This window comes from Sphingomonas sp. UYEF23, from assembly GCF_040546165.1.
Lineage (GTDB): Bacteria > Pseudomonadota > Alphaproteobacteria > Sphingomonadales > Sphingomonadaceae > Sphingomonas > Sphingomonas glacialis.
Genome location: NZ_JBEPNG010000018.1, coordinates 1 through 19,097, shown reverse-complemented (window position 1 = coordinate 19,097; position 19,097 = coordinate 1). Strand labels below are relative to the sequence as shown.

The following is a 19,097-nucleotide window of genomic DNA, read 5'->3' as shown; positions in this document are numbered from 1 at the left end:
CCACCCGCTATGACAAGCTCGCCGCCAACTTCCTCGCCATGATCCAGCTCGCCTCAATGCGCCTGTGGCTGCGAGCTTACGAGTCTACGGCCTAGCTCTGTCCTACAACCCGACTGTATGGTATGACCGACACGCTCTTTGAAATCGTTGGACCTGCACGGGCGGATTAGCACAGAAACGGAAACGATCGCCGTCGCAATCACCGCGTCTTGGGGTCAATCGAGTCAAGCAGATCGCGCCACGCAAGGCTTCCCCGGCAAGGGGAGGAATTGGCACACCGCGCTTCGGGGTAGCAAACCACCCCCCGAGCCCCTACCACGCCGCCATGCCCGCTACCCCCGCCTGGCCCCCGCAATCGACCCCGCGCCTGTTCGTCGAGACCCCGCTGGGCGTAGGCCCGCTGCGCATCGACGGGCCACAGGCACATTATCTTGGCGCCGTGATGCGGATGAAGCCCGGCGATCCCGTCAAGCTGTTCGACGGCCATTCGGGCGAATGGCTCGGCGTCGCGGCGAGCGTCGCCAGGCGCGAGCTGATGCTCGACGTCACCGAGCAGCTCCGCAAGCCCGAGAGCGTGCCCGATTTGTGGCTCTGCGCGGCGCCGATCAAGAAAGGCCGGATCGACTGGGTCGCCGAGAAAGCCTGCGAATTGGGCGTCGCGCGGCTCATCCCCGTGCTGACGCGGCGCACCGTGGTCGACCGGCTCAACGGCGAGCGGCTGCGCGCGCACATGATCGAGGCCGCCGAACAATGCGGGCGCACCGCGGTGCCAGAGCTCGCCGAGCCGGTGAAGCTCACCGCCTTGCTGCGCGATTGGCCGCAGGGCCGCGCGCTGTTCTTCGCCGACGAGACCGGCGGCGCGCCTGCGCTCGAGGCGATGCGCAGCGCCCCCGCCTCGGCCGCGATCCTGATCGGGCCCGAGGGCGGCTTCGACGAGGACGAGCGCGCAGCGATCCGCGCGGTGCCGGGCGCGGTTGCGATCGGGCTCGGTCCGCGGATCCTGCGCGCCGACACCGCGGCGGCCGCGGCGGTCGCGATCTGGATGGCATCCCGAGGGGATTGGTAGTCATTCGAAACCTGCTGGCGGGCGGGCCGTCGCAGCGCTAAGGCGCGAGCATGACAACGCGCCCAGACAGCATCAAAAGCTCGCCCTTGATCGAATCGCGCGACCAGCTCGTCGCCAGTTTCGCGCGCGGCGAAAAGCCCGCCGACCGCTGGCGCATCGGCACCGAGCATGAGAAGTTCGTCTATGCCGACAGCGACCATCACGCGCCGAGCTACACCGAACAGGGCGGCATTCGTGACCTGCTGAAGGCGCTCGAAGAATTCGGCTGGGCGCCGGTGACCGAAGGCGGCAACGTCATCGCGATGACGGGCAGCGACGGCTCGATCAGCCTCGAACCCGCTGGCCAGTTCGAGCTGTCGGGCGCGCCGCTCGAAAACCTCCACCAGACCTGCGCCGAGACCGGCCGCCATCTCGAACAGGTCAAGGCGATCGGCGAGAAGTTCGGGATCGGCTTCCTCGGTCTCGGCATGTGGCCCGACAAGACGCGGGCCGAGCTGCCGATCATGCCCAAGGGCCGCTATGCGATCATGCTGCGCCACATGCCGCGCGTCGGGTCGATGGGGCTCGACATGATGCTGCGCACCTGCACGATCCAGGTGAACCTCGATTACGCCTCCGAAGCCGACATGGTGCAGAAGTTCCGCGTCGGCCTCGCGCTCCAGCCGCTCGCGACGGCGCTCTTCGCCAACTCGCCCTTCACCGAGGGCAAGCCCAATGGGATGCTGTCGTATCGCAGCCATATCTGGTCGGACACCGATCCGGCGCGCACTGGCATGCTGCCGTTCGTGTTCGAGGACGGGTTCGGCTATGATCGCTACACCGACTATGCGCTCGATGTGCCGATGTACTTCGTCTACCGCGACGGGAAATATATCGACGCCGCGGGCCTGTCGTTCCGCGACTTCCTGAAAGGCGAGCTGTCGGTGCTGCCGGGCGAAAAGCCGACCCTCGACGACTGGACCGATCATCTCTCGACCGCCTTCCCCGAGGTGCGGCTCAAGACCTTCCTCGAGATGCGCGGCGCCGATGGCGGGCCGTGGAACAAGATCTGTGCGCTGCCCGCGCTGTGGGTTGGGCTGCTCTACGACCAAGGCGCGCTCGATGCGGCGTGGGATCTGGTCAAGGACTGGACGATCGACGAGCGCCAGGCGCTGCGCGATGCGGTACCCAAGATGGGGCTCGGTGCGCCGGTGGCGGGCGGGCGCACGCTGCGCGACATTGCGGGCCAGGTCGTCGACATTTCGAGCGCAGGCCTGAGCGCGCGCGCGCGGCTCGACGCGGGCGGCAGCAACGAGACGGGCTTCCTCGATCCGCTGCGCGAGATCGTCCGCAGCGGCAAGGTGCCGGCGCAGGTGCTGCTCGACAAATATCACGGCGTCTGGGGCGGCGACATCTCGAAGGTCTACGACGAGCTTCGCTTCTGATCCTGCGTCGCCCCGGCGGAGGCCGGGGCCGCCGCCGGGGCGACGACTATTTGCGACCCGTCACCCAGCCAAAAAACCGCGGCACCGCGCCATTGCGTGCCATCCATTCGGTATAGACCTGATAATCCGGGTCCATCCCGAGATGCCGCTCCTCGGTCTTCGCGCGCCAATAATAGACCCCGCTGACCACCCCCATCAGGATCGTCGCGCGTGCGGCGTCGACGAACGAGCCGGTCGTCAGGAACGGGATCGTCGAGATCCACCAGAACAGGTTCTTCGACAGATACGCCGGATGCCGTGAGAAGGCGTAGGGCCCGTGCGTCAAGATCCCACGGTTGGTGAGGTTCGAAAAGCGGAAGCCGAACGCCACCGTCGCCCAGGCATAGATCGCGGTGAGGCCGATCAGCACCACGCCGATCGGAATGAGGATCGCGGGATGCCCGGCGAACCAGGTCGACCAGCCGTCGGCGCCATAGGTGCCGGGATGGTAATCGAGCGGCCCGTTATCGGCCATCAGCGTGAACGGCGGATAGCAGATCAGCGCCGCCATCCATGCCGCGGCGAACGGGTTGGCGCTGCGGATATGCGAATCGAGCGGGCGGAAGGTCAGGATGTAGCCCGCCGTCGCGAACGCACAGTCGATCACGAACATGAAGCCGATCAGCCAATTGGCGAGCGCGACCGGATTATGCAGCACCTCCGAGACATTGCCGCGGATGAAGCCGGCAAAGCCCGGCGGCACCACCGCGAGCATGAAGGCGAGGAAGAACGCCTTCACGCCCCAGCTGCGCAGATGGTTGTAGATCGCCTCGCGGTCGATCGGCTCGTCTAGGCCCATCAGCCATGCGCCGAGCGCCCAGCAACCGTCCTTGGGCTGTTCGAGCCGACGATCGAGCCATGGAATGTAGACGATCGAACCGAGAAACAACACCGGCGCGGCGATGCCGAAGCACTGCATCGCGAACGGAAAGCCGCCCCATTGGTAGCTCCAATAGAAACGCCCGGTGCCATAGATCAGCGCGATCCCGGCCCAGGTCAGCCACAGCCCGGCAAGCTTGGTGAGCGACAGGTCGAGCGTGTCGCGCCATGGCTTTGGCGCGGACCAGTCGATCCCGGTCGAGGGGCGACGGTGAACCTTGTCAACCAGCACCGCCCATACCACCATCGGCAGCGCGCACGCCGCGATATTGACGATCGCAGCATAGGGGCCGTCCATCCCGACATAGCGCGCGACCGCCACCCAGGCGAACAGCCCGACCAGCCCGGCGAGCCCGCAACCGGTGCTCACCGCCGAGGCCGGTCGCGGATCGGCGGCGCGCGCAGCGCGCGCGAGGGCGGTGTCGTGGAACATCACCGCCTTGGGTAACAGTCAAGGGTTAGAAGCGGGTTAAGGATCATCGCGCGTCCGCCCCGCTCCCATTCGGTCAGCCGCGCAACATACGGATGATCGCGGAAAAATCGAGCCCACCCTGCCCGTCGTCGGCGAAGCGCTGGTAGAGTTCGGCCGCCTTCGCACCCATCGGTGTGTCCGCGCCGGTATCGCCTGCCGCGGCAGCGGCGAGTTTCAGGTCCTTGAGCATCAGCGCGGTCGCGAAGCCGCCCTGATAGTCATGGTCGGCGGGCGTATCGGGGCCGACGCCGGGGACCGGGCAATAGCTCGTCATCGACCAGCTCTGCCCCGAGGCGACGCTCGAAATGTCGTAGAAGGTCTGCGGGTCGAGCCCGAGCTTCTCGGCGAGCAGGAACGCCTCGCACGTCGCCACCATGGTCGCGCCGAGCAGCATGTTGTTGGCGATCTTGGCGGCCTGGCCGGTGCCGTTGGCGCCGGCGTGGATGACGGCCTTGCCCATCGCTGCAAGGATCGGCTGCGCGCGTGCGAAAGCTTCCGCACTGCCGCCGACCATGAAGGTCAGCGTACCGCCATTGGCCGCGCCGATCCCGCCCGAGACGGGGGCGTCGACGGCGGTGAGGCCCTTGGCCTGCGCTGCCTCAGCGACGCGCTTGGCGGTTGCGACGTCGATGGTCGAGCAGTCGAGCAGCAGCGTGGGCGGGGCGACGTTGGCGGCGAAGAGCTCGGCATAGACGGCTTCGACATGCGTGCCGGCGGGCAGCATCGTGACGATCGCCTCGGCGCCGTCGGCGGCCTCTGCGGCGGAAGCGACGGGCAGGCAGCCCGCGGCCTTGGCGCGGTCGAGTGCCTCTGCCGACAGGTCGAAGGCGCGGACGTCGTGGCCGGCCTTGGCGAGGTTCGCGGCCATCCCGCCGCCCATGTTGCCGAGGCCGATGAAAGCGATGCGTGTCATTTTTCTCTCCTGCTTCTTCTTACTCCCCTCCCGCCTGCGGGAGGGGTTGGGGGAGGGCAGTGCCGCCGCGAGGCGCTGGGTTTGTGGCACGCCCCTCCCCTAGCCCCTCCCGCAAGCGGGAGGGGAATTGTGCGTCACTTCCCCGTCCAGGTTCCCTGGCGCTTTTTAACGAACGCGCTCATCCCTTCGCTCTGGTCCTCGGTCCCGAACAGCGCGTGAAACAACCGACGCTCGAACTGCACGCCCATCGCGAGGCTCGTCTCGAACGCCGCATTGACCATCTCCTTGTTCGCCAGCACCGCGAGCGGCGCCATCCCGGCGATCGTCGTCGCGGTCTTGACCGCTTCCTCGACCAGCTCGGCGGCGGGCACGACGCGCGAGACGAGCCCGGCGCGCTCGGCTTCGGCGGCGTCCATCATCCGGCCGGTGAGGCACATCTCCATCGCCTTGGCCTTGCCGACCGCGCGCGTGAGGCGCTGCGAACCGCCCATGCCGGGCGAGACCGCAAGCTTGATCTCGGGCTGGCCGAACTTGGCCGAGTCGGCGGCGAGGATGAAGTCGCACATCATCGCCAGCTCGCACCCGCCGCCGAGCGCATAGCCCGATACCGCCGCGATGACGGGCTTGCGCGTCTTGGTGAAACGATCCCAGCCGGCGAAGAAATCATGCGCATACATGTCGGCGAAGCCTTGGCGCTGCATCTCCTTGATGTCGGCGCCGGCGGCGAAGGCCTTCTCGCTGCCGGTAATGACCGCGCAGCCCTGCGACGGATCGGCATCGAACGCCGCCATCGCAGCGAGCAGATCGGCGAGGATCTGGCTGTTGAGCGCATTGAGCGCCTGCGGGCGGTTGAGCGTCACGAGCGTCACGCGCCCGCGCTGTTCGACGAGGAGGGTTTCGTAGGTCATTCGTCTCTCCGTCGCCCCGGCGAAGGCCGGGGCCGTTGGGTGGTGCGCGCGACGCCTGCCGCGCGCGAATACAAAGCGGCCCCGGCCTGCGCCGGGGCGACGATCAGCCGGGCGTCCATTCCTCGGCCGCGGGCAGCGGCGCGAAGATCTGGTCGAGCACGTGCGGGCTCACGCCCTCGGGCGTTGCCGGGTCCCAGCGCGGGGCATTGTCCTTGTCGACGATTACCGCGCGGACGCCCTCGAGGAAATCGTGGCGCTGCACGACATGCGCGCCGACGGCATATTCCTGGCGCATCTCGTCTTCGAAGGTCGACATCGTCGCGCCTTCGTGGAGCAAACGGAGCGACACCTTCATCGTCTGCGGCGACTTGGTTTTCAGCGTGGCGAGCTGCTTGAGCGCCCACTCACCGCCATCCGCCTCGAGCGCCGCGTAGATGTCCTCGAGCACGTCCGAAGCGAACAGCCGGTCGATGTCGGCACGGTGCGCGAGGATCCGCGCTTCGGGTTGCGTCGACCCCAGGTCCGCAAGCGTTGTCGCCAGCGTCGCAGGGTCAGCCGCGATCCGCGCCTTGGCGTCTTCGAGCGTGGCACTCGGCAGATAGTGCGTGGCGAGGCCCAGCGCGAGGCACTCCGCACCGTCGAGCCGGTGCCCGGTCAGCGCGAGATACTGGCCGATCCGCCCCGGCAGCCGCGACAAGAACCAGCCGCCGCCGACATCGGGGAACAGGCCGATGCCCGTTTCGGGCATAGCGAACTTGGTGTTCTCGGTCGCAACGCGGTGGTCGCATGGGCAAGCGAGCCCGACCCCGCCGCCCATCGTGATGCCGTCCATGAAGGCGACGGTCGGCTTGGCATAGGTGAACAGGCGGTGGTTGAGGCGGTATTCGGTGTGGAAGAAGCGCCGCGCCTCTGTGCCGTCGCCCGCGCCGCTCTCGGCAAGCATGCGGATGTCACCGCCCGCGCAGAAACCGCGGCCCTCGGCGTGATCGAGGAGGATGACCTCGATCGCGGCGTCGGTGCGCCACGTGTCGAGCGCGGCGAGCATGGCTTCGCACATCAGCGTGGTCAGCGCGTTGAGCGCCTTGGGCCGATTGAGGCGGATACGGGCAACCCGCCCGTCGACGGAGGTGAGGACGTCGCTCATTGCCGCGTCAATTCGCGACCGACGATCATCCGCATGACCTGGTTGGTGCCCTCGAGGATCGAATGGACGCGCAAGTCGCGCCAGAAGCGTTCGATCGGATAGTCCATCAGATAGCCGTACCCGCCGTGCAGCTGCAGCGCGCGGTCGGCGACGGCCGACCCGGTGTCGGTCGCGAGCCGCTTGGCCATCGCGGCGAACTTGGTCTTGTCGGGCGCGTTCGCGGTCACCTTCGCTGCCGCCATGTAGAGCAACGCGCGTGCCGCCTCCAAGTCGGTCGCCATGTCGGCGAGCATGAACTGCGTGTTCTGGAAATCGGCGATCGCGGTGCCGAACTGCTTGCGGTCGCGCGTATAGGCGATCGCCTCGTCGAGGCAGCGCTGCGCGCCCCCGAGCGAGCAAGCGCCGATATTGAGCCGGCCGCCGTCGAGACCCATCATCGCGATGCGGAAGCCCTCGCCCTCGCCTCCGACGAGGTTCTCGGCAGGAACACGCACGCCGTCGAAGGTCACTTGCCGCGTCGGCTGCGAGTGCCAGCCGAGCTTGCGCTCGTTCGCGCCGAAGCTGACGCCGGGCATGTCCTTCTCGATCACCAGGCACGAAATGCCCTTGGGCCCTTCGACGCCGGTGCGCACCATCGTGACATAGACTTCATTCTCGCCCGCGCCCGAGATGAACTGCTTGCTGCCAGTGACGATGTAATCGTCGCCGTCACGGACCGCCTTGGTCTTCAATGCCGCCGCGTCCGATCCCGAGCCGGGTTCGGTCAGGCAATAGCTGGCGATCCGGTCCATCGTGACGAGTGAAGGCAGATATTTGTCCTTCACGCCTTGCGATCCGAACCGGTCGATCATCCACGCCGCCATGTTGTGGATGCTGATGAACGCCGAGGTCGAGGGACAGCCATAGGCCATCGCCTCCATGATCAGCGCCGCCTCGAGCCGGCCGAGGTTGATCCCGCCCGATTCCTCGGAGACGTAGATCGCGGCAAACCCGAGTTCGGCCGCCGCCTTGATCGTCTCGCGCGGGAAGATGTGCTTCTCGTCCCATTCCGCCGCGTGCGGGGTGATCCGGTCGGCGGTGAACTTGCGCGCGAGATCCTGAATCTCGCGCTGGTCGTCCGTGAGGTCGAATTGGTCGGTCATACAGCGATCCCTAAGCGCGAGGTGCGCGGCGTTACAAAGGCAGTCGACGCGCAGACGCGCCGCCACGGGTGGAGTTGCACCGGACACCGCCGGTGCGAGGACGTTCGCGCCGCAGCGGTGCGTGCCAGCGGCGCGCGGTGCAGGACGCGCTCGGCGAACAGCCGGTTGGCGAGCGGCAGGTCGTTGCGCTCGTAATAGAGCTTCCCGCCGACACCCTTCCGCCAGGCCAGCGCCTCGGGCAAGGTGCCGTTCGCGCTGACGAAGTCGCTGGTGTCTTGATAGACCGGATCGGCAAAGGCGGCGTCGGCGGTGACGATCGCCCAGCCATCCTTGCGCAGCGCCGCGACGAGATCGGGCAGATAGCGCGCGGCGACATCGGTCTCGTGCAGCAGCAACACCTGCGGTGGCGCCCGCCCGATCGTGCGGCGCATCAGCGCGTCGGAGAAATCGGCGGATTGCACCATCGTCTCGACATAGAGGTCGCGTAGCGCGGCCTCGTCGATGCCGAGCCCGGCCCGTTTGGCGGCGATCGTCTGGCCTTCGATATTCCAGTCGGAGCCGTCGACCGAAACCCAGGCGATCTGCAGCCCGCGCGCGATGAGGCCATCGACCACCGCGCGACGCTTCGCCATGTCGCGGCCGCCCTGATTGAGCCCGGGAAAGCGGAACCACGGGCGATAGCCGGGTCGGCCCCTGAGCCAGTGCTCGGCACGGTCGATATCGCCGAGAAACGCCGCGGCCGGCATCGACGCGAGATCGCGGTGCGAGAAACTGTGATCGCCGACGACGTGCCCCGCCGCGACATAGGAGGCGAGCCGCGCATCGGCGCGGTTCACCGGCCCGATCCGCCCCGGGTTGGCGAAGAACGCCGCCTGCGCGACACCGGCCGCGCGCAACCCCGCGATCAGCAGCGTCGCGCGCTGCTCGGGCGTGTAGAACGCGCCGGGGCCACGCGGCACATCGTCGAAGGTCAGCGCGATCCGCTTGCCCTCGGCGCGCCAGCCACGCGAGCGCTCGAGGTTGATCGCGGTCGGCACCGCGATCACCACGATCGCACCGACGAGCAAGCCGATCCGCACGCGATACAACCGCGCGTCAAGCGCCGCCGTCGCGCCGCGCCGCCGCTTGCGGGTCAGCCGCCAGAGGAGCCCCCCGCGCCGCGTCATGCACACAGCACTTCGGCTTCGATTTCGACGCGCCATTCGGGGCGGATGAAACCCGATACGATCAGCGTCGTCGTCGCCGGTCGCGCCGTGCCGAACCAACGGCCGTGCACCGCCGCAACCGCGGGGAAATCGGCGCGATCGGTCAGATAGAGGCAGGTGCGCACGGTATCGGCAATATCGCCGTCGAGATCGGCGATCGCCTTGGCAACGATCGCGCAGCACCGTTCCATCTGCGCTGCCGCGTCGCCCGGCGTGGTCGATCCGTCGGGCTCGATCGGCGCGGTGCCGGCGACCATGATCTGGTCGCCGGTCCGCACCGCGCGCGAAAATCCGAGGATCGGCTCGAGCGGCGAACCGCTGCTGACGCGGCGCTTCACCCGCTCACCCCATGGTCGGGATGACGAAGGCGTTGGCGCCGTCACCCACGCCACCGTCGGGCCAGCGCTGCGTGACGGTCTTGACCTTGGTCCAGAACTTGACGCCTTCCATGCCGTGCTGGTTGGTGTCGCCGAACGCCGAACGCTTCCAGCCGCCGAAGGTGTGATAGGCGACCGGCACCGGGATCGGCACGTTGATGCCGACCATCCCGACATTGACGCGCGCGGCGAATTCGCGCGCGGCGTGGCCGTTGCGCGTGAAGATGGCGACGCCGTTGCCGTATTGATGCTCGCTCGGCAGGCGCAAAGCGTGCTCGAAATCGTCGGCGCGGACGATCTGCAACACGGGTCCGAAAATCTCTTCCTTGTACGCCGACATCTCGGGCGTGACGTGGTCGAACAGCGACGGCCCGATGAAGAAGCCTTTCTCATGCCCCTGCAGCTCGAAGCCGCGGCCGTCGACCACCAGTTCGGCGCCTTCGTCGACGCCGGTCTGGATCCACTGCTCGATCCGGCTGCGATGCGCGGCGTTGACCACCGGGCCGTAATGCGCGTCATTGTCGGTCGAGACGCCAACGCGGAGAGCCGCGATCGCCGGGATCAGTTTCTCGCGCAAAGCGACCGCGGTCTTCTCGCCGACCGGCACCACCACCGGCAGCGCCATGCAGCGCTCGCCCGCGCTGCCGAACGCCGCACCCGAGAGATCGGCCACAACCTGGTCGAGATCGGCATCGGGCATCACGATGCCGTGGTTCTTGGCGCCGCCCATCGCCTGGACACGCTTGCCCGCCGCGACGCCGCGCTTGTAGACGTAATGCGCGATGTCGGACGAACCGACGAAGCTGACCGCGCTGATCGCGGGATGATCGAGGATCGCGTCGACCATTTCCTTGTCGCCGTGGACGACCTGGAGGATCCCCTCGGGCAGCCCCGCCTCGGCGAACAGTTCGGCAAGCCGGACCGGCACCGACGGATCGCGCTCGCTGGGCTTGAGCAGGAAGGCGTTGCCGGTCGCGATCGCGACGCCCGACATCCACAGCGGGATCATCGCCGGGAAGTTGAACGGCGTGATGCCCGCGCCGATGCCGAGCGGCTGGCGCATCGAATAGACGTCGATGCCGGGGCCCGCGCCCTGGGTGTATTCGCCCTTCAACACGTGCGGGATGCCGCAGCAGAATTCGATCACCTCGAGCCCGCGCTGGATGTCGCCCTTCGAATCGGCGATCACCTTCCCATGCTCGGACGAGAGCAGATGCGCGAGTTCGTCCATGTGCGCCTCGACCAGCGCCTTGAAGTTGAACATCACGCGCGCGCGACGCTGCGGGTTGGTCGCCGCCCAGCCCGGCTGCGCCTTCAGCGCGGCAGCGACCGCGGCGTCGAGCGTCGCCTGCGTGCCGAGGTTGACGCTCGCCTGGACGAGGCCGGTGTTGGGATCGAACACGTCGCCGGTCCGAGTCGCTCCGCCGCCCGAAAGGCCGACGATGTGATGGTCGATGATCCGCATGGCATACTCTCCGTTTTGCGATGCTCTTTCGACCAATTTTTGCGCCGCGCCAACCCCATCTAGTTTCCGATGTAACGGTTTGGCGTCGGATACGATCGCGTCATCCCGGCGTGACGGTCGAGGTTAGGCTGCCACCCCCGCACGGCACTTCATCAAAGGCTGGATCCGCGTTCCGAACGCCTCCACGCCCTCGACGAAATCGTCGAAGGTCAGCAACACGCCGCCGGTGTTGGGGACTTCGGCCATCTCGTCGAGCATCCGCGCGACGCTCTCATACGAGCCGACCAGCGTCCCCATGTTGATATTGACCGCCCCCTCGGGCGCGGCGAGCTGGCGGACGTTGGTGTCCTTATTGTGCGTGTCTTTCGCGCCTTGGTCGGCGAGCCAGGCGATCGCGTCGAGATCGACCCCGGCATTGTACGATTGCCATTTCGCCATCGCCTCCTCGTCGGTCTCGGCGGCGATGATCATGATGAGGACGAAGATCGAAACGTCGCGCCCGGTCTTCTGCGTGGCGGCGGCGAGGCGGCTGTTGGTCGAGGCGAACGCGGTCGGCGTGTTGACGCCCTTGCCGAGGCAGAAGGCATAGTCCGCCCATTTCGCCGAGAATGCGAGCCCCTCGTCGGACGAGCCCGCGCAGATGATCTTCATATCGCCGTCTGGCTTGGGCCGGACGCGGCAGTCCTCCATCTGATAGTAATCGCCCTTGAAGTCGCTGACGCCCTCGGCCCACAATTCGCGCAGGATATGGGCATATTCGTCGAGCATCTTGTAGCGGTTGCGGAAATGCGCGTCGCCTGGCCACATCCCCATCTGCGTATATTCGGGCGGCTGCCAGCCGGTGATGAGGTTGAGCCCGAAGCGCCCATGGCTGATCGAGTCGATCGTGTTGCACATCCGCGCGGCAAAGGCCGGCGGGATGACGAGCGTCGGGCAAGTCGCGAAGATCTTGATCTTCTCGGTGACCGCGGCGAGGCCCGCCATCAGCGTGAAGCTCTCGAGGCCGTATTCCCAGAACTCGGTCTTGCCGCCGAAGCCGCGCAGCTTGATCATCGACAGCAGGAAATCGAGCCCGTGCTTCTCGGCGCTTTGCGCGATCTGCTTGTTGAGGTCGAACGACGGCATGTACTGCGGCGCGTTCTCCGAGATCAGCCAGCCATTGTTGTTGATGGGGACGAAGACGCCGACCTGCATGCGCGTTATCCTTGCACGGTTTCGCCCGCCAGCCAGGCAAGCACGAAGCTGTTGAACGCATCCGGATCGACCACATTGACCGCGTGGCCGCCATGCTCGGCGCGGCAGAAGCCGGCGATCGGCAGGCCGTTGGCAAGCGCGACCCCGGCGTTGGACGGGACGAGCATGTCGTCATCCGACACCACGACGAGCACCGGGCGATGGATGTCTCGCAGGCGTTCCGAAACGTCGAACGCGGCGAGCGCGGCGATCCGTTTTTCCATAGTCGCTGCACCCGGGAAATGCGCGAGCTGCTCGGGCAACTCCGCCTCGAGCAGCGCATCGTTCGCCGAGATCCAGTTGGGCGGATAGAGGAACAACGGTTGCGCGCGCAGGTACGCCTCGGGTCCACTCCCGCGCAGCAACGCCAGCCTTGCAGCGAAGCACCGCAGGAAATGCGGATCGGGTGACGCCCAGCCGTTGACCACGACGAGCTTGTCGATCCGGTCGGGCGCCATCAGCGCCAGCGCCAACGCCGCGACACCGCCCGCGGCATGCCCGACGACGATCGCCCGCGGAATGGCGAGCGCGTCGAGCAGCGCGAGCATGTCGGCGGCGAGATCGTCGACGGTGACGGCATCGGGCAGCGCGCGGTCGCTGCGACCCGTCCCACGATGATCATAGGCGATCACGCGGTAGCGCTCGGACAGCGCCGCGATGTTGGGCGCCCAATAGTGCGCCGACCCGCCAAGCCCGGAGGACAGGATCAGCGGAGGCGCGTCTTCGCGCCCGTGAGTCTCGTAATAGAGCCCCGCCGCCTCAGCCAAGATGCGCGACCGATGCGATTTCGACCAGGCACTCGGGCTTCACCAGTTCGGCTTGGATGCAGTAACGCGCGGGCTTCGCACCGGGGAAATACGCGGCATAGACCGCGTTGAACGCGGCATAGTCGGCGAGGCTCTTGAGGAAGATATGGTTCATCGCCACGTCTTCGAGCGTCGCACCCGCCGCCTCAAGCGTGGTGCGGATCGTGTCGAGGATATGGCGCGTCTGGCCGGCGGCATCGCCGACATGCAGCACCGCCCCGCCCTCGCCGAGCGCGAGCATGCCCGAGACGTAGATCGTGTTGCCCGCCTTCGCCGCGGCCGAATAAGGCGCGATCGGGGTCGGGAATTGCGGGGGATTGATCGCTTCGAAAGGCATGGTCACTCCTTGGGAGACTGGCCGAAGCTGCCGCAGAAATCCGCGGTCGTGCTGACCCAGCCGAAAAACTTCTCGATATTGTACACGCTTGCCGCCTGTATCGCCGGAGGCCCGAGATGATGCGTCGCATCCTCGAGCATCACCCCGAAATATTCGAGATGAAAGCCGTCGCGCAGCGTGCTTTCGACGCAGACGTTGGTGGCGATCCCGACGAACACGATGTTGCGGATGCCGCGGGCGCGCAGGACACTGTCGAGCTGCGAATTGAAAAACGCCGAATAGCGCGTCTTGTGGAGCGAGATATCGCCCGGCTGCGGTTTCAGCGCATCGACCAGCGCGTAATCCCACCCGCCGCGCGCGAGCAGTTGCCCCGCGAGTTCGGGCCGCTTGCGCATCGTCTTCAATGCATTCGACTTGTGGAAATTGGGCGATTGCGGGCCGCCTGCCTCGACATAGGCGGGATCCCAGCCATTCTGCAGGTAGATCACCTGCACGCCCGCCGCGCGCGCGGTAGCGAGCACGGTGGCGATCTTGCCGATCGTCCCCGCCGCACCCGCAATGTCGAACCCGGCGAGATCGACATAACCGCCTTCGCTCGCATAGGCGTTCTGCATGTCGATCACGACGACCGCGGTCTGTTCGGGCGCGAGCCGCAACGCCTCGGGCCGCGCCGGGAGCGTGACCGCCGTGTCGCCGTCGCCGCCGGGGCAGGTTACGGTCTGATCGTCGGGCACGCGGCACTCCTTGCGGGGAAGCGCCCGATCCTGTCGCGTTGCACGCACAAGTACAAGACCCGCATCTTGCGCCGCGCGCAGCACCGCGCTAACCGATGCCCATCGCCGCACATGCGTGCGCTGAGCCGGCGAGCGGGTATAGTACAATGGTAGTACAGCAGCCTTCCAAGCTGAATACACGGGTTCGATTCCCGTTACCCGCTCCAGCCGCTTCGCGATGACCAGCACCAGCTTCGAACACGCGCGCGACGCGATCGTCGCGGTCGGCCGTTGGCTCGACTCCAAGGGCTGGGCGCCCGCGACCTCGGGCAATTATTCGGCGCGGCTTGACGATGGCAGCTTTGCGGTGACGGTGTCGGGCCGGCACAAGGGGCGGCTCACCCGTGACGACGTGATGCGCGTCGATGCCGGCGGCGCGGCGCTCGACGGCAAGACACCTTCGGCCGAGACTGCGCTCCACCTCGCACTCTATCGCGCCTTTCCCGCTGTCGGCGCGGTGCTCCACAGCCATTCGCCGAGCGCGGTCGGCTTCAGTCGCGCGGTGGCGGGCGACGGCTATCGGTTGGCGGGGCACGAGATGCTCAAGGCGCTCCCTGGCGTCGCGACACACGACACCGCGGTCACGCTGCCGATCGTCGAGAACAGTCAGGACATGGCGATCGTCGAAGCTGCCATCGCCCCGCGGCTGCTGGAAAGCGGTGCGATTCCCGCCTATCTCATTCGCAGCCATGGTCTTTATGGCTGGGGCCGCGATATGGCCGAGGCGGAGCGGGTGATCGAAGCGATCGAATGGATGATCGCCGCCGAACGCGCCGAAAGGAGCTTTCGATGAGTCGCTTGCAGGTCTTTGCCGACACCGACGCCACGACGCCGCTGCTCGACACACCCGATGGCACCGCGATCGCCGCGGCGCTCGGCGCGGTCGGCGTGCAGTTCGAGCGCTGGCCGCTCAAGCCGCTCGATGCCGACAGCGACATCCTCGCGGTCTATGCCGACGAGGTCGCCCGCCTGACCGCGCAGGGCGGCTATCGCGCGATCGACGTCGCGCGGATTGCGCCCGACCATCCCGATCGCGCCGCCCTGCGCGACAAATTCCTGTCGGAACATACGCATGGCGAGGACGAAGTGCGCTTCTTCGTCGAGGGCGAAGGACTGTTCACGCTCCAACACGAGGATCGTGTGTTCAATATGCTATGCAGCGCGGGCGATTTGATCTCGGTGCCGGCGGGCATGCGCCACTGGTTCGACATGGGCGCAAGCCCACGCTTCACCGCGATCCGGCTGTTCGTGAACCCCGACGGCTGGGTCGCGCAATTTACCGGCAGCGACATTGCCGAACGCTTCCCCCGGCTCGAACCGGCGGCAGCGTGAAGGCGATCCTGACCGATATCGAGGGCACGACGTCGAGCATCGCGTTCGTTGCCGAGGTGCTGTTCCCCTATGCCCGCGCGCGCCTTGCCGACTATGTCGCGGCGCACGTGGCGGAAACCGCGCCAATCCTCGCCGAGGTTGCGGCGAGCGAGCCGGGTGACCCGGTGGCGACGCTCACGCGCTGGATCGACGAGGATCGCAAGGCGACGCCGCTCAAGACGCTGCAGGGGATGATCTGGGCCGACGGTTACGCCGCGGGCGCGTTCACGGGGCATGTCTATGCCGATGCGGTGGCGGGGTTGCGGCGCTGGCATGCGGCGGGGGTGAAGCTTTACGTCTTCTCGTCGGGCTCGGTCGCGGCGCAGGAATTGCTGTTCGGGCATAGCGATGTGGGCGACCTGACAGCGCTGTTCTCGGGCTATTTCGATACGACGACGGGACCGAAGCGCGAGGCGGCGTCCTATGCGATGATCGCGGCTGCAATCGGCGTCGAGGCAAGCGCCGTGCTGTTCCTGTCGGACACGCCCGAGGAAGTCGCCGCGGCGCGTGCAGCGGGGATGGACGCGCTGCTGATCGATCGTGCTAGCGACGGCGGGGACATTGCGAGCTTCGACGAGGTCACTTCGGTTGCCCCCTCCCCACCCCCTGCTCCTTCCCCGGCGAAGGCCGGGGCCCAGTAGCGGGCCGCTGAACGGCGAGCGCTGCGCTTCGCTCACAAAGACCTTCGCTTCTGGGCCCCGGCCTTCGCCGGGGTGGGGCAACAGAATTAGGAACGCGCGATGAAACTCGACGGCACGCATCAACGCTCGATCACGCGCACCGCCGATGGCGCGGGCGCGCGGATCCTCGACCAGCGTGAGCTTCCCTGGGTGGTAAAGTGGGTCGAACTGCGCAGCGCGCACGACGCCGAGGTCGCGATCCGCGAGATGTGGACGCGCGGCGCGCCGCTGATCGGCGCGACTGCCGCATACGGCCTCGCGATGGCGCTGGCAGAGGATGGATCGGACGCCGCATTGGATGCCGCTTACACGCCGTTGCTCGAATCACGCCCGACCGCGATCAATCTCAAATGGGCGCTCGACCAAGTCGCCGCCGCAGTCCGCCCCCTCCCCACCGCCGACCGCGCCGCCGCCGCCTTCGTGCGCGCCGATGCGATCTGCGACGAGGACGTCGCACTCAACCAGGCGATCGGCGCGCATGGCCTCGCGCTGTTCCGCACCCTCCACGCGGAGAACCCCGATCGCCCGCTCAACATCCTGACGCATTGCAACGCCGGCTGGCTGGCGACGGTCGATTACGGCACCGCGACCGCGCCGATCTATCTCGCGCACGACGCCGGCATTCCAGTTCACGTATGGGTCGACGAGACGCGCCCGCGCAACCAGGGCGCTTTGCTCACCGCGTTCGAACTGGCGGGGCACGGCGTGCCGCACACCGTGATCGCCGACAACGCCGGCGGGTATTTGATGATGACGGGGCAAGTCGACGCGGTGATCGTCGGCACCGATCGCGTCACCGCCAATGGCGACGTGTGCAACAAGATCGGCACCTATCTGAAAGCGCTTGCCGCCAAGGACAACGGCGTGCCGTTCTACGTCGCTTTGCCCTACACCACCTTCGACGCCAGCACTGCGACCGGCGCCGACGTGCCGATCGAGGAGCGTTCGGGCGAGGAAGTGACCCATGTAGCAGGCGAAGGCGGTCGCATCCGCGTTACCGCATCGGGTGCGGCGAACCCGGCATTCGACGTAACGCCGGCGCGGCTGGTGACGGGGTATTTGACCGAACGGGGCGTGGTGGCGTCGGTCTGACAAGATGACGCGGATAGACCGCCGGGTCGCGGCCCCCCGTCCCCGTTCGTGCTGAGCTTGTCGAAGCACAGGTCTGGCTTGTCACTGTGGAACGCAAGAAGAGCCCTTCGACAAGCTCAGGGCGAACGGGCAGCGGGGGACCCTAAACCATCGCCCGCTACGGCCGCGTCGCCATCCGTTCCAGCGCCGCGTCGAGCGTCGCGTCCTGCTTGGCGAAGCACAGCCGCACGACGCTCGTAACCGCATCCTGTGCGTAGAACGCCGAGACCGGAATCGTCGCGACACCGGCTTCGTCGAGCAGCCACTGCGCGAACGCGACGTCGTCCATCGCGATCCCAGATGCTGCGAGATCGATATTGAGGAAGTAGGTCGCCGCACTCGGCAGCACGGTGTAACCAAGCCCGCGCAACCCCGCCGCCAGGCGATCGCGCGAGCGCTGGTAGCCTGCACGCATCCCCTCGAAATAGGCCACATCCTTACCCAGCCCATAGGCCGCCGCCGCCTGCAGATTGGGCGGCGTCGTGAAGGTCAGGAACTGGTGCGCCTTGGCCAGCACCGAGGATATCGCGGGCGTGGCGCACATCCAGCCGACCTTCCACCCCGTCAGCGAGAAGATTTTTCCCGCCGAACCGATCTTTACGGTCCGCTCCCGCATCCCCGGCAGCGCCATCAGCGATTGGTGCCGCGCGCCGTCGAACACGACGTGCTCCCACACCTCGTCGCAAATCGCGATCGCGTCGTGGCTTGTGCAGAAATCGGCAATCAGCGCGAGCTCGTCGGTGCCGATCATCGTGCCGGTCGGGTTGAGCGGCGAATTGAGGATGACCAGCCGCGTCCGCTCGCTCGCCACAGCCGCGAGCGCTTGGGCGGTGACGCGCCACTCGGGGGGTTCGAGCCGCACGAGCCGTGCGACGCCCCCTGCCCGCTGTACGAGCGGCAGATAGGCGTCGTAGAGCGGCTGGAACATCACCACTTCGTCGCCCGGCGTGACGAGCGCGAAGATCGCCGCGGCGAGCGCCTCGGTCGCGCCCGAGGTTACGATCACCTCGCGCGCATCGAGGTCTAGCCCCTGATGGACGCGGTAATGCGCGGCGACCGCCGCTCGCAATGCCGGCGTCCCCGCCATCGGCGGATATTGATTCGAATCCTCGAGCAGCGCGCGCGCCGCCTCGGCGAGCACATCCTCTGGCCCGCGACCGTCGGGAAAGCCTTGGCCAAGGTTGATCGCGCCGCTCGCCCGCGCGCGTGCCGACATGGTTTCGAAGATCGTTGTGCCAAGCCCGGCAAATAGCGGATTCATCGCAAGAGACGCCCAAGACAAGGGAGGACAGGTCGTGCGGGAGATGGACCGCAAGTCCGGCAGCCGCAAGCGCTATACGCGGCGCGGGCCTCAACCAACGCCCGAGCGGCGATCGCCGCCGACGCGCGCCGATCCGAAGGGCTCGACGCGCCGCCACGCTTGGCATAGCTTTCAGCCGGAGAGTAAAAAATGACAGAAAAAAGCGTTTGGATGGTCGATCAACTGGCCGCCGCAAAAATCGTCCGCGAACTCGATCTCGCCATCACCGCAGAACAAACCGAACGGCTCGCAGCGCTTCTGGCCGAGCATCGGGTCGACACGCTCGATTTGGGCGTCACGCGCATCCAGTCGGTGATCTCGCAGGCGGTGCGCGACGTGTTGATTTCCGCTGAGAGTTGACCCGGGATTTTCATCGAGAAGTGACCCGGGTGGATATAGTGTCCCGCGGCGCGGGGGTGGGTCAAGCGGTGG

General features: G+C 67.0%; 20 protein-coding genes, 1 tRNA gene and 1 pseudogene. 9 read left to right on the top strand and 13 right to left on the bottom strand.

Going from position 1 to position 19,097, the window contains the following annotated elements; translation table 11 throughout:
- The 3 genes and pseudogenes from ABIB28_RS18235 to ABIB28_RS18225 all read left to right on the top strand — a co-directional run.
- A pseudogene (locus tag ABIB28_RS18235) lies at positions 1-95 on the top strand (IS5/IS1182 family transposase); the annotation flags it as partial.
- A gap of 230 nt (positions 96-325) precedes the next feature.
- On the top strand, positions 326-1,066 hold the full coding sequence (locus ABIB28_RS18230; protein WP_354289498.1) for a 16S rRNA (uracil(1498)-N(3))-methyltransferase: 741 nt from the start codon (positions 326-328) through the stop codon (positions 1,064-1,066).
- 50 nt (positions 1,067-1,116) lie between these two features.
- Positions 1,117-2,490 carry a glutamate--cysteine ligase gene (locus ABIB28_RS18225; RefSeq protein ID WP_354289496.1) on the top strand — a complete coding sequence of 458 codons (1,374 nt, stop codon included), beginning with the start codon at positions 1,117-1,119 and terminating at the stop codon, positions 2,488-2,490.
- Positions 2,491-2,536: 46 nt separating this feature from the next.
- On the opposite strand, the gene ABIB28_RS18220 is transcribed toward ABIB28_RS18225, so the two are convergent.
- From ABIB28_RS18220 to rutB, 12 genes are all read right to left on the bottom strand, one after another.
- Positions 2,537-3,841, bottom strand: a complete 1,305-nt coding sequence (locus ABIB28_RS18220) for a methyltransferase family protein (protein WP_354289494.1) — start codon at positions 3,839-3,841, stop codon at positions 2,537-2,539.
- A gap of 73 nt (positions 3,842-3,914) precedes the next feature.
- Positions 3,915-4,793: a 3-hydroxyisobutyrate dehydrogenase gene (mmsB, locus tag ABIB28_RS18215; protein WP_133186927.1), complete on the bottom strand. Its 879-nt coding sequence runs from the start codon at positions 4,791-4,793 to the stop codon at positions 3,915-3,917.
- Positions 4,794-4,927: 134 nt separating this feature from the next.
- Positions 4,928-5,701, bottom strand: coding sequence for an enoyl-CoA hydratase (locus ABIB28_RS18210; protein ID WP_354289491.1), 774 nt, complete (start codon positions 5,699-5,701; stop codon positions 4,928-4,930).
- Positions 5,702-5,804: 103 nt separating this feature from the next.
- Complete coding sequence (locus ABIB28_RS18205; protein ID WP_354289489.1) at positions 5,805-6,845, bottom strand: enoyl-CoA hydratase/isomerase family protein; 1,041 nt, start codon at positions 6,843-6,845, stop codon at positions 5,805-5,807.
- Positions 6,842-7,987, bottom strand: coding sequence for an acyl-CoA dehydrogenase family protein (locus ABIB28_RS18200; RefSeq protein ID WP_133186921.1), 1,146 nt, complete (start codon positions 7,985-7,987; stop codon positions 6,842-6,844). Before ABIB28_RS18200 ends, ABIB28_RS18205 begins: the two co-directional genes overlap by 4 nt.
- A complete protein-coding gene (locus tag ABIB28_RS18195; RefSeq protein WP_354289487.1) occupies positions 7,984-9,153 on the bottom strand; it encodes a polysaccharide deacetylase family protein in 1,170 nt (389 codons plus the stop codon). The genes ABIB28_RS18200 and ABIB28_RS18195 overlap by 4 nt, the downstream gene beginning before the upstream one ends.
- Positions 9,150-9,530, bottom strand: coding sequence for a RidA family protein (locus ABIB28_RS18190; RefSeq protein ID WP_133186919.1), 381 nt, complete (start codon positions 9,528-9,530; stop codon positions 9,150-9,152). Before ABIB28_RS18190 ends, ABIB28_RS18195 begins: the two co-directional genes overlap by 4 nt.
- A 4-nt stretch (positions 9,531-9,534) precedes the next feature.
- Positions 9,535-11,034, bottom strand: coding sequence for a CoA-acylating methylmalonate-semialdehyde dehydrogenase (locus ABIB28_RS18185; RefSeq protein WP_189675635.1), 1,500 nt, complete (start codon positions 11,032-11,034; stop codon positions 9,535-9,537).
- A 123-nt stretch (positions 11,035-11,157) separates the two neighbouring features.
- Positions 11,158-12,228 (bottom strand): pyrimidine utilization protein A, encoded by a 1,071-nt coding sequence (gene rutA / locus ABIB28_RS18180; RefSeq protein WP_354289484.1) that lies wholly within the window; start codon positions 12,226-12,228, stop codon positions 11,158-11,160.
- A gap of 5 nt (positions 12,229-12,233) precedes the next feature.
- Positions 12,234-13,034 (bottom strand): pyrimidine utilization protein D, encoded by an 801-nt coding sequence (gene rutD / locus ABIB28_RS18175; RefSeq protein ID WP_354289482.1) that lies wholly within the window; start codon positions 13,032-13,034, stop codon positions 12,234-12,236.
- Positions 13,027-13,410, bottom strand: coding sequence for a pyrimidine utilization protein C (gene rutC / locus ABIB28_RS18170; protein ID WP_189675638.1), 384 nt, complete (start codon positions 13,408-13,410; stop codon positions 13,027-13,029). The genes rutD and rutC overlap by 8 nt, the downstream gene beginning before the upstream one ends.
- A 2-nt stretch (positions 13,411-13,412) precedes the next feature.
- Positions 13,413-14,144 (bottom strand): pyrimidine utilization protein B, encoded by a 732-nt coding sequence (gene rutB, locus ABIB28_RS18165; RefSeq protein WP_354289480.1) that lies wholly within the window; start codon positions 14,142-14,144, stop codon positions 13,413-13,415.
- 132 nt (positions 14,145-14,276) lie between these two features.
- On the opposite strand from rutB, the gene ABIB28_RS18160 reads away from it, so the two are divergent.
- The 5 genes from ABIB28_RS18160 to mtnA all read left to right on the top strand — a co-directional run bounded on the left by ABIB28_RS18160 (position 14,277) and on the right by mtnA (position 17,326).
- Positions 14,277-14,350 (top strand) — tRNA-Gly (locus ABIB28_RS18160).
- A gap of 11 nt (positions 14,351-14,361) precedes the next feature.
- The gene (locus ABIB28_RS18155) at positions 14,362-14,976 is read left to right on the top strand and encodes a methylthioribulose 1-phosphate dehydratase (RefSeq protein WP_354289478.1); all 615 of its coding nucleotides are present in this window, start codon (positions 14,362-14,364) and stop codon (positions 14,974-14,976) included.
- Positions 14,973-15,515 (top strand): 1,2-dihydroxy-3-keto-5-methylthiopentene dioxygenase, encoded by a 543-nt coding sequence (locus tag ABIB28_RS18150; RefSeq protein ID WP_354289476.1) that lies wholly within the window; start codon positions 14,973-14,975, stop codon positions 15,513-15,515. Before ABIB28_RS18155 ends, ABIB28_RS18150 begins: the two co-directional genes overlap by 4 nt.
- Positions 15,512-16,195 (top strand): acireductone synthase, encoded by a 684-nt coding sequence (gene mtnC / locus ABIB28_RS18145; protein ID WP_354289474.1) that lies wholly within the window; start codon positions 15,512-15,514, stop codon positions 16,193-16,195. Before ABIB28_RS18150 ends, mtnC begins: the two co-directional genes overlap by 4 nt.
- Positions 16,196-16,294: 99 nt before the next feature.
- Entirely contained in the window at positions 16,295-17,326 is a 1,032-nt protein-coding gene (mtnA, locus tag ABIB28_RS18140; protein ID WP_354289472.1) for an S-methyl-5-thioribose-1-phosphate isomerase, read from the top strand.
- Positions 17,327-17,483: 157 nt separating this feature from the next.
- Here the strand turns inward: mtnA and ABIB28_RS18135 are convergent, their stop codons facing one another.
- Complete coding sequence (locus tag ABIB28_RS18135) at positions 17,484-18,626, bottom strand: aminotransferase (RefSeq protein ID WP_354289470.1); 1,143 nt, start codon at positions 18,624-18,626, stop codon at positions 17,484-17,486.
- Between the two features lie 189 nt (positions 18,627-18,815).
- Between ABIB28_RS18135 and ABIB28_RS18130 the strand changes: the two genes are divergently transcribed.
- Positions 18,816-19,025, top strand: coding sequence for a hypothetical protein (locus ABIB28_RS18130; protein ID WP_354289468.1), 210 nt, complete (start codon positions 18,816-18,818; stop codon positions 19,023-19,025).
- Positions 19,026-19,097 lie beyond the last annotated feature (72 nt).